At 71.0% G+C, this 8,969-nt stretch carries 9 protein-coding genes, 1 pseudogene and 1 riboswitch; of the genes and pseudogenes, 6 read left to right on the forward strand and 4 right to left on the reverse strand.

Annotation, left to right across the window (positions count from 1 at the left end; translation table 11 throughout):
- Positions 1-125: 125 nt before the first annotated feature.
- Positions 126-413 (reverse strand): type II toxin-antitoxin system Phd/YefM family antitoxin, encoded by a 288-nt coding sequence (locus J7E93_RS08685; RefSeq protein WP_215067108.1) that lies wholly within the window; start codon positions 411-413, stop codon positions 126-128.
- 56 nt (positions 414-469) lie between these two features.
- Here J7E93_RS08685 and J7E93_RS08690 point away from each other — a divergent pair, with 56 nt between their 5' ends.
- The 3 genes from J7E93_RS08690 (at position 470) to J7E93_RS08700 (ending at position 2,395) form a co-directional block, all read left to right on the forward strand.
- Positions 470-1,090 (forward strand): ATP-dependent Clp protease proteolytic subunit, encoded by a 621-nt coding sequence (locus J7E93_RS08690; protein ID WP_215067110.1) that lies wholly within the window; start codon positions 470-472, stop codon positions 1,088-1,090.
- Positions 1,091-1,097: 7 nt separating this feature from the next.
- Positions 1,098-1,403 carry a hypothetical protein gene (locus tag J7E93_RS08695; protein WP_215067112.1) on the forward strand — a complete coding sequence of 102 codons (306 nt, stop codon included), beginning with the start codon at positions 1,098-1,100 and terminating at the stop codon, positions 1,401-1,403.
- A gap of 314 nt (positions 1,404-1,717) precedes the next feature.
- Positions 1,718-1,915: riboswitch (cyclic di-AMP (ydaO/yuaA leader) on the forward strand.
- Between the two features lie 3 nt (positions 1,916-1,918).
- Complete coding sequence (locus J7E93_RS08700; RefSeq protein WP_215067114.1) at positions 1,919-2,395, forward strand: C40 family peptidase; 477 nt, start codon at positions 1,919-1,921, stop codon at positions 2,393-2,395.
- A 147-nt stretch (positions 2,396-2,542) separates the two neighbouring features.
- Here J7E93_RS08700 and J7E93_RS08705 read toward each other — a convergent pair whose 3' ends face one another.
- Entirely contained in the window at positions 2,543-3,454 is a 912-nt protein-coding gene (locus J7E93_RS08705; protein ID WP_215067116.1) for a LysR family transcriptional regulator, read from the reverse strand.
- 159 nt (positions 3,455-3,613) lie between these two features.
- Here J7E93_RS08705 and J7E93_RS08710 point away from each other — a divergent pair, with 159 nt between their 5' ends.
- Together J7E93_RS08710 and J7E93_RS08715 are read left to right on the forward strand one after the other, a co-directional pair.
- Positions 3,614-4,138, forward strand: coding sequence for a hypothetical protein (locus J7E93_RS08710; RefSeq protein WP_215067118.1), 525 nt, complete (start codon positions 3,614-3,616; stop codon positions 4,136-4,138).
- Positions 4,131-5,789 (forward strand): multicopper oxidase family protein, encoded by a 1,659-nt coding sequence (locus tag J7E93_RS08715; protein ID WP_308368113.1) that lies wholly within the window; start codon positions 4,131-4,133, stop codon positions 5,787-5,789. Before J7E93_RS08710 ends, J7E93_RS08715 begins: the two co-directional genes overlap by 8 nt.
- Before the next feature lie 35 nt (positions 5,790-5,824).
- Here J7E93_RS08715 and J7E93_RS08720 read toward each other — a convergent pair whose 3' ends face one another.
- On the reverse strand, positions 5,825-6,292 hold the full coding sequence (locus J7E93_RS08720) for an ATP-binding protein (RefSeq protein WP_215067120.1): 468 nt from the start codon (positions 6,290-6,292) through the stop codon (positions 5,825-5,827).
- 270 nt (positions 6,293-6,562) lie between these two features.
- Complete coding sequence (locus tag J7E93_RS08725; protein WP_215067122.1) at positions 6,563-7,801, reverse strand: 8-amino-7-oxononanoate synthase; 1,239 nt, start codon at positions 7,799-7,801, stop codon at positions 6,563-6,565.
- Positions 7,802-7,945: 144 nt separating this feature from the next.
- Between J7E93_RS08725 and bioB the strand changes: the two are divergent.
- Positions 7,946-8,969, forward strand: a pseudogene (gene bioB, locus J7E93_RS08730) (biotin synthase BioB); the annotation flags it as partial.

Raw genomic sequence — 8,969 nt, forward strand, 5'->3', positions numbered from 1 at the left:
CGCCCCGGCCCCCGAGCCGACGCCGGTCGGCTGACGCCTTCCCCGTACGGCCGCGTGTCCCCCGCTGTAGCGGAGGGGGCACGCGGCTTTCGCGTGTGCGCGCCGGGCGTCTGTGCGCCGGGGTTCTAGGCGCCGGGTTCGCGGTGGCGGGCGGCGATGCCGAAGCGGCCCTGTTCGCCCGGAGCTGACGCGACGGTCCCCACACGGGAGACCGAACTGATCACCCGCTCCTCGGCCGCTTGCCGCTCCCGGAGCTCCTCCGCCTCGAGTCGTTCCAGGTCAGCGGCGGAGACGAGCGCCACGAGCGGCTTTCCGTGCCGGGTCACGACGACCCGCTCGTCGCCGTACACCACGCGGTTGATCAGGTCGGCGAGCTCTGCACGTGCTTGCGTCACCGGAATCTCGTAGGCCATGCTCCTCATCTTACGGCCTGTACATCCTGTACATTTTTTACCAGGAGGGATGCCTCATGCACGCCCGCTACGTCCTGCCCGAGTTCACCGAGCGCACCAGCTTCGGCAGCCGGACCCTCGACCCGTACTCCAAGCTGCTCGAAGAGCGGATCATCTTCCTCGGGACACCCATCGACGAGACCTCGGCCAACGACGTCATCGCACAGTTCCTGCACCTGGAGTACGCCGATCCGGACCGGGACATCTCGCTCTACATCAACTCCCCCGGCGGTTCGCTGAGCGCCATGTCCGCGATCTACGACACGATGCAGGTCGTCACCTGCGACGTGGAGACGGCCTGCCTGGGCCAGGCGGCCTCCACCGCGGCGGTGTTGCTCGCGGCCGGCGCGCCCGGTAAACGGCTCGCACTGCCGGGCGCCCGGGTGGTGCTCCAGCAGCCCGCGATGGACGAGCCGTTGCAGGGGCAGCCCAGCGATCTCGACATCCAGGCGCGGGAATTGCTGCGGCTGCGGGCGATGGTGGCCGGCATGCTCGTCACGCACACCGGCCGGAGCCGGGAGCAGGTCGACGCCGACATCGAGCGGACCACGGTGCTCGACGCGTCGGCCGCCCTCGCCTACGGCCTGGTGGATCACGTGGTCCGGAACCGCGCCGCGGCCGGCGGCGGGGCGCGGTGAGCCGGAGATGGTCCCCGAACTGCCGCCGCTGCCCGCCCTGACGCGGGCGGAAGGCGAGTTCATCGACGCCTATCTCGAAGTCGTCGACCTCCTGGGGCGGATCAATCCATCCAGGACTTCGCATACCTATGGGGCGTTGCGCGCCGCACAGGCCCTCGTGGGCCGGGCGACGGCGCTGCGCGACGCACTGACGGTGATGCATACGCGCGGCGAGAGCGAGGTGCACGCGGAGACATTGGTCCGCGCGCTGCGCGTGCTGGACGGTGAGCGCCGGGCGGGGCGGGTCACTCTGCCGAGGTCTCCGACGAGTTGACATTCTCGCGTGTCGTGTCGAGGTCCACTCGGACCATCGAAGCCGCAGAAACGCTCCCTCGTTCGGCGTAGTCGACGAATCGACTTATGTCCGGGGTGAGTTGCACAACAGGTGTACACATCTGGCCGAATCAGGCGTTCCATCGCTGGTACGGGGCTCATCGGCCAAACCTCCGAAGATCACGAAACCTGTCTGTCCACCCGAATGGATCAGTCGTGAGGAGCCTCACATATCGCGTTTTCAACTCGGTTTTCGACCAGGTTGTGGGTCAAGATCCCTGACGACGACAAGCCCCCGCCACCGCGGCGGGGCGGTCCGGGCGGACGCCGAGTCCTGCCGCTGTCCCGGATGTCTGGTCGACAGGAGTGGATCGGCAGGAGTGGAGGACCCGGGCAGTACGGGACGACCGAGCAGTGGGGCCGTTCCTCGGGGTGAAGCCGCAGCCGCGGCCGGGCAACTTCGCCAGTCCGAACCCGACAGGTCATCCTTCACAGGCGGCTGACGAAGGGTTGCGCATGACTGCGCAGATTCATGTCCCGTCCCTGTTGACCCGGGCCGGAGCCGTCTCGGCTCTCACCCTCGCCGCCGTCGGCGGGACGATGCTGGCGCCGGGCGCCGCACCGGAGGCCCACGCCGCGACCTCGTACGCAGGCCAGGCCCTGAACGTGGCGGCCTCCAAGAAGGGTTCGCCCTACAAGTACGGAGCGGCCGGACCGAACCGGTTCGACTGCTCGGGGCTCACGCTCTACTCGTACAAGCAGGCGGGCAAGTCGCTGCCCCGTACCGCGCAGCAGCAGTACAACAAGACCCGGCACATCTCCGCGTCCAGCCGGCAGAAGGGCGATCTGGTCTTCTTCCACTCCGGCGGAAGGGTCTACCACGTGGGCATCTACGCGGGCAGCGGCAAGATCTGGCACTCCCCCAAGACGGGTTCCTGGGTGAAGCTCGACAAGATCTGGTCGTCCAAGGTCTATTACGGCCGGGTCCACTGACCCGCTGACCGGTCCGGGCGTCCGAAGGGGTGCGGTGGCGCCACCGCCCCCTCGCGTACCGCCCGGGGAGTCGGCTGCCCGTGAGCGGGGCCGGCAGCGGTGTCGGCCCCTGCGGCGAGCACGCCGCCCGTCACCCCCGAGCGGCCGTCACCCCCCGCGCGGCCGTCCGTCCTCCTGCGGTTCACCGGTGATCCAGTTCCAGCTGGTGATCATGGTGCGCATCTGGCGGGCGGCGCCGGAGAGATGGCTGTCGACGCCCCAGAACAGGGTGAGCGTGCGACGGCAGTCGGGGCTGTCGACGGCGATCCAGGCGACGGGGGCCCGGGTGGCGGCGCGCCGGGCGATGTCGGGGATGAGACCGACACCGAGTCCTGCGCTGATCAGACCGGCGAGGGCGCCGGGCTCGTCTCCTTCGCAGACGATCTTCGGTGTCAGGTCTCTTCCCGCGAAGAGCCGATCGAGGAGCCGGCGTTGCCAGTGCCCCCTACGCGTCGTCACGAAGGGCTGGTCGGCGAGTTCGTCGACGCTCACCGTGGTGCGGCCGGCGAGCGGGTGGTCGGGGGGCGTGGCCACCCACACCGCCTCGTCGAGCAGCTGGAACCCTTCCAGGCCCTCGGTGGGGATCGGCTGTGAGGCGACGCAGAGGTCGATGTCCTGGGCCCGCAGGCGGCGCGCCATCTCCTCGGCCGCCATCTGGTGGAGTTCGACCTCGGCTGAGGGATGGGCGCGCTTGTACGCCGTGAGCGGGCCGGTGAGGGTGAGGAAGGTCTCCGACGCCAGTCGCACGGTGCCGAACCCCTCGGTGGTGGCCTCGGCGACGGCTCGTCGCCCCGCGTCGAGTTCACCGAGGGAGCGTTCGACGTAGCCGCGGAAGAGTTTCCCGGCGTCGTTCAGCCGTAGTCGGCCGGCCCGGTCGAACAGCGGTGTGCCGAGTTCGTTCTCCAGCCGCGCGATGGTGCGGCTCAGCGACGGCTGCGCGACACGAAGTTCGTCGGCCGCGCGGCTGAGGTGTTCCAGCCGGGCCACCGCGAGGAACTGCGTGAGCATGTTCAGATCCATGGGCCTCTCCGCGTCCGCGTTGGCGTCCCTGACCTCGGCGGATCGTCGCCATGCCAACAGAGATATAACGGCATAGCAATATTGATCTTAGACATGATATCTCACAGGTCATAGCGTCGTGAGCGTTCCCGAACCGTGAACAGAGTGGGGAGGACGCTCATGACCACCGCAGCCGACGCGGCCGACGCAGCGGACGAGGCCGACAGGTTCCGCCCGGCAGGGTCGGCCCGAACCGGAGCCGCGCATCGGACGGGGCCCACCGGGTGGGTCCTGCGGGCCGTCGTCAGCGCGCACGTGGTGGCGATCGTCGGTCAGCCGGTGCTCGCCGGCGTCTATCTGAGCGGCGACTACGACGGCCTGCGGTGGCATACGGTCGGCGCCGACGTCGTCACCTCTCTCGGTTATCTGCAGGTGATCGTGGCGATCGCGGTCTGGGTTCGGCTGCGTCGAATCTGGCCGTTCCTTACGACCCTGGCTGTGGTGACGGCCGAGACGGTGCAGTACTTCGCCGGCATGGCCGGCGCCCTGTGGTTGCACATCCCGCTGGGCGTGATGACCGTCGCCGGGCTCGTCGTGCTGTTCATCGCCGTATGGCTCCGGCCCTTCGAGCGGCGACCGCGACCCCCGCGCGAGCCGATGCGGACCGTGGCGGAGCCGCAGGGGCGGGAGGCCGACAGTGCCTGAGCGATATGACGACCGGTCCGGCGGCGTCCGTGGAGTGGGCAGACGCCAGATGCTGGGCATCGGCGGGGCGATCGGGCTGATGGCGGCCGCCGGACTGTCGGCCTCGGCCGCACTCTCCCGCCGCCCGCCCGTCACCGGTGCCACATTGCGCAGCGCCGTGCCGCTGCCGCCCCCGTTCCAGGTGCCGTTGCCGCTTCCCTCCGTGCTGGCGCCGGTCAGCACCTCGGGTGGTGTCGACCGTTACGAGATCACCCAGCGCGAGGTGACCTCGGAGATCCTGCCCGGTGTCAGGACGCCGCTGTGGACGTACGAGGGCACGTTCCCGGGGCCGACGATCGAGTCGCGCCGCGGCCGGCCGGTCACCGTGACCCATCGCAACAACCTGCCCGTGCCGACGGTGGTGCACCTGCACGGAGGGCGGACGCCGGCGGATTCCGACGGGTACCCGACCGACCTCGTCCTGCCCGAGGGGTGGCCGGACGCCGCGCACAAGGCGTACACCGGTCATGGCGGACCCGGCGGACACGGCGGACACGGCCCTGGCCCCGGCCCCGGAATGCACGATCCGCGGGCCGTGCCGTCCAGGCTGACGCGCGACTACACGTTCCCGCTGGACCAGCGGCCGGCGCTGCTCTGGTACCACGACCACCGGATGGACTTCACCGCCCCCGCGATCTGGCGGGGCCTCGCCGGGCTGCAGATCGTGCGCGACGATGCCGAGGACTCCCTCGGCCTGCCCGCGGGGCGGCGCGAACTGCCGCTCATGATCGCCGACCGTGCGTTCGCCGCCGACGGCAGCCTCGACTACCCCGCCCTCGACCCCACCCTGCGCGAACGGCCGGGCGTGCGCGGGTCCTATCCGGCCGGAGTCCTCGGTGACGTGATCCTGGTCAACGGCGCCCCGTGGCCCGTGCACGAGGTCGATGCGGCGCGGTACCGGCTACGCATCCTGAACGCCTCGAACGCCCGGCACTATGAACTCGAGGCGGTCGGTGACGACGGACGCCGGCTCGATCTCGTCCAGATCGGCGCCGACCAGGGGCTGCTCGCGGCGCCCGTCACCCACCGGCTGCTGCCGATTGCGCCGGCCGAACGCTACGACGTGGTCATCGACTTCTCGGGCGTCCCGGTCGGCAGCCGCGTCCGCGTCGTCAACCGGCTGGGCTCAGGGCGCACCCGCGACGTGATGGCCTTCCGGGTCGCACGCCGCGCCGCCGACGACAGCCGCATCCCCCACACCCTCTCGAACGATCTGCCGACCTGGCGCCGGTCGGAGGCCGTCAGGGTGCGCGATTTCTCCTTCCGCGCGGGGCGCATGCACGGCGGTCGTGGATGGCTGATCGGCGGGCTGCCGTTCGACCCCGCCCGCTCCGACGTCACCGTCCCTCTCGGCGATGTCGAGGTGTGGCGGCTGGTCGCCGACGTCCACCATCCCGTCCATCTGCATCTGGTCGGCTTCCGGGTGCTCTCGCGGGGCGGCCGGCCACCGCTGCCCCACGATGCGGGCCTCAAGGACACCGTCTCGTTGCGGCCGGGCGAATCGGCGGAGATCATCACCCGTTTCGACGGCTACCGCGGCCGCTATCTCTTCCACTGCCACAACGCCGAACACGAAGACATGGGCATGATGGCCAACCTCGAAATCGTCTGACACCTCCCCGCCGCGGAAGGCCCGTGTCGTTCCACTCATGCGTGGGGAGCGGACGCAGCCGTTCTTCCGTCCGACACGGAGGTGGCCGCCGTCCACGGCAGGTGGATCGAGACGGTCTTGCCGCCCTGGGCGGTCGGGGTGACCGAGAGGCGCCCACCCGCTTCCGCCGCCAGGAAGCGGATGATGACCAGCCCCCGGCCGTTGTCCTGCTGCACCGCCGCGGGGAGCCGCTTGGGCCAGCGCGGGTGGCTGTCGGTGACACCGATGTGGAGCCGCTCCTCGCGCTCCAGGCGGACGTCGACGGTGAAGGTGGGTGACTGACCGAAGGTGTGCTGGACGGCGTTGGTCGCCAGCTCGGAGACGATCAGCCGGACCGTGTCGGCGGTGTCGCTGCCGTCGGCGAGTCCCCATGCGCTCAGGACGTCGGCGACAAATCTCCGGGCGGCGGACACCGAGGCGGGATCGCTCGGCAGGGTGACGGTTGCTTCCTGGTGGTCTGCCATGGCGACGCTGTCCCTTTCCCACCGGGGCCCGGCCCCGGATTGCGCTCCGCGTCAGAGTGCCACTGAACGTCCGCCCCGGGCGGCGATCCACCAAGATATGGATATATCTGTCGCTCGAAGCGGTGAACTCTGCTACGAGAGCCCACATTTGAGGCGCGACCTGTGGCTGAGGCGGGCCGTGGCCGGCGGTCCACCGCAGGCCACGGCCCACCGGGGGCCACCGGGGCGGGCAACCGTCAGGCGCCCGGTGCGGTCCGCACGAGATCGCCGTCAGGCGGCCGGTGCGGTCCGCACGATCGTGGACACCGCGCGCTCGATCTCCGCGTCGGTCAGATCGGCGCGGGCCGTGAGGCGCAGCCGCGAGATGCCGTCCGGAACCGACGGGGGACGGAAGCACCCCACGGCCAGCCCCTGTTCGCGGCAGTCGGCCGCCCACCGCAGCGCCGCCTCGGGCGACGGGGCGCGCACCGAGACGACGGCCGCGTCCGGCCGCGCCGCGGTCAGTCCGGCCTCGGTGAGCAGCCGGTACAGGGTCGTGGCGACGGTCCGGGCCCGACCGGCGAGCCCGGGTTCGCCGTGGATCAGCCGCAGGCTCGCGAGGGCGGCTCCGGCGGCGGCCGGGGCGAGACCCGTGTCGAAGATGAACGTACGGGCCGCGTTGACGAGGTGCTCGACGACCCGGGCGGGGCCGAGGACCGCTCCGCCCTGGCTGCCGAGCGACTTGGACAGGGTCAGGGTGGCGACGACGTCCTCGTCGCCCGCGAGTCCGGCGGCGTGGAGGGCGCCCCGGCCGCCGTCGCCGAGCACTCCCAGACCGTGGGCGTCGTCCACGACGAGCGCGGCGCCGTGCGCGCGGCAGGCCTCGGCGATCTCGGCCAGCGGAGCCTCGTCGCCGTCCACCGAGAAGACCGAGTCGGTGACGGCGAGGGCCCGGCGGCCCTGGTGGGCCCGGAGCGTCTTGCGTACCGCCTCCGGGTCGGCGTGCGGAACCACGGCCGTCTCGGCTCGGGAGAGCCGGCAGCCGTCCACGAGGGAGGCGTGGTTGCCCGCGTCCGACACGATGAGCGAGTCACGGCTGGTCAGCGCGGTCAGCGCGGCGAGGTTGGCGGTGTAGCCGGAGGAGAAGACGAGTGCGGCCTCGAAGCCGCAGAAGTCGGCGAGTTCGCGCTCCAGCCGGGTGTGCAGTCGGGTGGTGCCGGTGACGAGTCGCGATCCGGTGGCCCCGGCGCCCCAGCGCCGGGCCGCCTCCGCGGCCGCGTCGGTGATCTCGGGGCGGCGGGTCAGTCCCAGGTAGTCGTTGCTCGCCAGATCGAGGAGCTCCGATTCGGCGGCGCGGGGCCTGAGCGTGCGGACGAGACCGGCCTGGGCGCGGCGGCGCGCCTCGGCGTCGGTCCAGTCGAACGCGGTCCGGCGCGTGACCTCGCCCCGCGTGGCCTCGTCACGCGTGTGCTCGCCACACGTGCGCTCGCCACACGTGTGGTCGCCACGCGTGTGCTCGTCCCGGTACATGGGGCAGATCCTTTTGTAGGCAGCGCACAGACCCTAACCGTCCGCGGCCGAGGTCAGGGTGTGGCCATGCACACACCTCAAACGGCCTCGTTTGTTCGGATCCTCCTTGGCCGCGGGGCGTGCCGTAGGCCAGGATCAGCCCTTATGGACCTGCTGAACACGCTGGTGGACAAGGGGCTGCGGCGCGAGCTGCCGAGCCGTGAAGAAGCGCTCGCCGTGCTGGCGACCTCCGACGACGAACTGCTCGATGTGGTGGCCGCGGCCGGCAAGGTGCGCCGTCAGTGGTTCGGACGGCGGGTGAAGCTCAATTACCTCGTCAATCTGAAGTCGGGGCTATGTCCCGAGGACTGCTCCTACTGTTCGCAGCGGCTCGGTTCGACGGCCGGGATCCTGAAGTACACCTGGTTGAAGCCGGACGAGGCGTCCCAGGCGGCCGCCGCCGGTGTGGNNCGTGGACCGGGTCGGCAGGACCATCGAGGCGATCAAGGAGCAGAACGAGGGCGTGGAGGTCTGCGCCTGCCTCGGTCTGCTCTCGGACGGCCAGGCGGAGCGGCTGCGGGAGGCCGGAGCCGACGCGTACAACCACAACCTCAACACGTCCGAGGGGACGTACGGGGAGATCACCACCACCCACACCTACGCGGACCGGGTGGACACCGTCCAGAAGGCGCACGCCGCCGGCCTGTCCGCCTGCTCCGGTCTGATCGCCGGCATGGGCGAGAGCGACGAGGACCTGGTCGACGTCGTCTACGCGCTGCGCGAGCTGGACCCGGACTCGGTGCCGGTCAACTTCCTGATCCCGTTCGAGGGGACGCCGCTCGCCAAGGAGTGGAACCTCACCCCGCAGCGCTGTCTGCGGATCCTGGCGATGGTGCGGTTCGTCTGTCCCGACGTGGAGGTGCGGATCGCCGGCGGCCGCGAGGTGCACCTGCGCTCGATGCAGCCGCTGGCGCTGCACCTGGCGAACTCGATCTTCCTCGGCGACTACCTGACGAGTGAGGGCCAGGCGGGCAAGGCGGACCTGGACATGATCGCGGACGCGGGCTTCGAAGTGGAGGGCGCGGGGACGACGACGCTGCCCGAGCACCGGGCCGACGCGCTCGCGGCGGCGACCGGCGGCTGCGGCTCGCACGCCGGGGCCGAGGCGGGCGGTGGCTGCGGCTCGCAC

This window comes from Streptomyces sp. ISL-36, from assembly GCF_018614205.1.
Lineage (GTDB): Bacteria > Actinomycetota > Actinomycetes > Streptomycetales > Streptomycetaceae > Streptomyces.

Coding starts and splice junctions, on each gene's coding strand:
- J7E93_RS08695 (WP_215067112.1), top strand. CDS start 1,098: ATGGTCCCCGAACTGCCGCCGCTGCCCGCCCTGACGCGGGCGGAAGGC.
- J7E93_RS08705 (WP_215067116.1), bottom strand. CDS start 3,454: ATGGATCTGAACATGCTCACGCAGTTCCTCGCGGTGGCCCGGCTGGAA.
- J7E93_RS08710 (WP_215067118.1), top strand. CDS start 3,614: ATGACCACCGCAGCCGACGCGGCCGACGCAGCGGACGAGGCCGACAGG.
- J7E93_RS08725 (WP_215067122.1), bottom strand. CDS start 7,801: ATGTACCGGGACGAGCACACGCGTGGCGACCACACGTGTGGCGAGCGC.
- J7E93_RS08720 (WP_215067120.1), bottom strand. CDS start 6,292: ATGGCAGACCACCAGGAAGCAACCGTCACCCTGCCGAGCGATCCCGCC.
- J7E93_RS08685 (WP_215067108.1), bottom strand. CDS start 413: ATGGCCTACGAGATTCCGGTGACGCAAGCACGTGCAGAGCTCGCCGAC.
- J7E93_RS08700 (WP_215067114.1), top strand. CDS start 1,919: ATGACTGCGCAGATTCATGTCCCGTCCCTGTTGACCCGGGCCGGAGCC.
- J7E93_RS08690 (WP_215067110.1), top strand. CDS start 470: ATGCACGCCCGCTACGTCCTGCCCGAGTTCACCGAGCGCACCAGCTTC.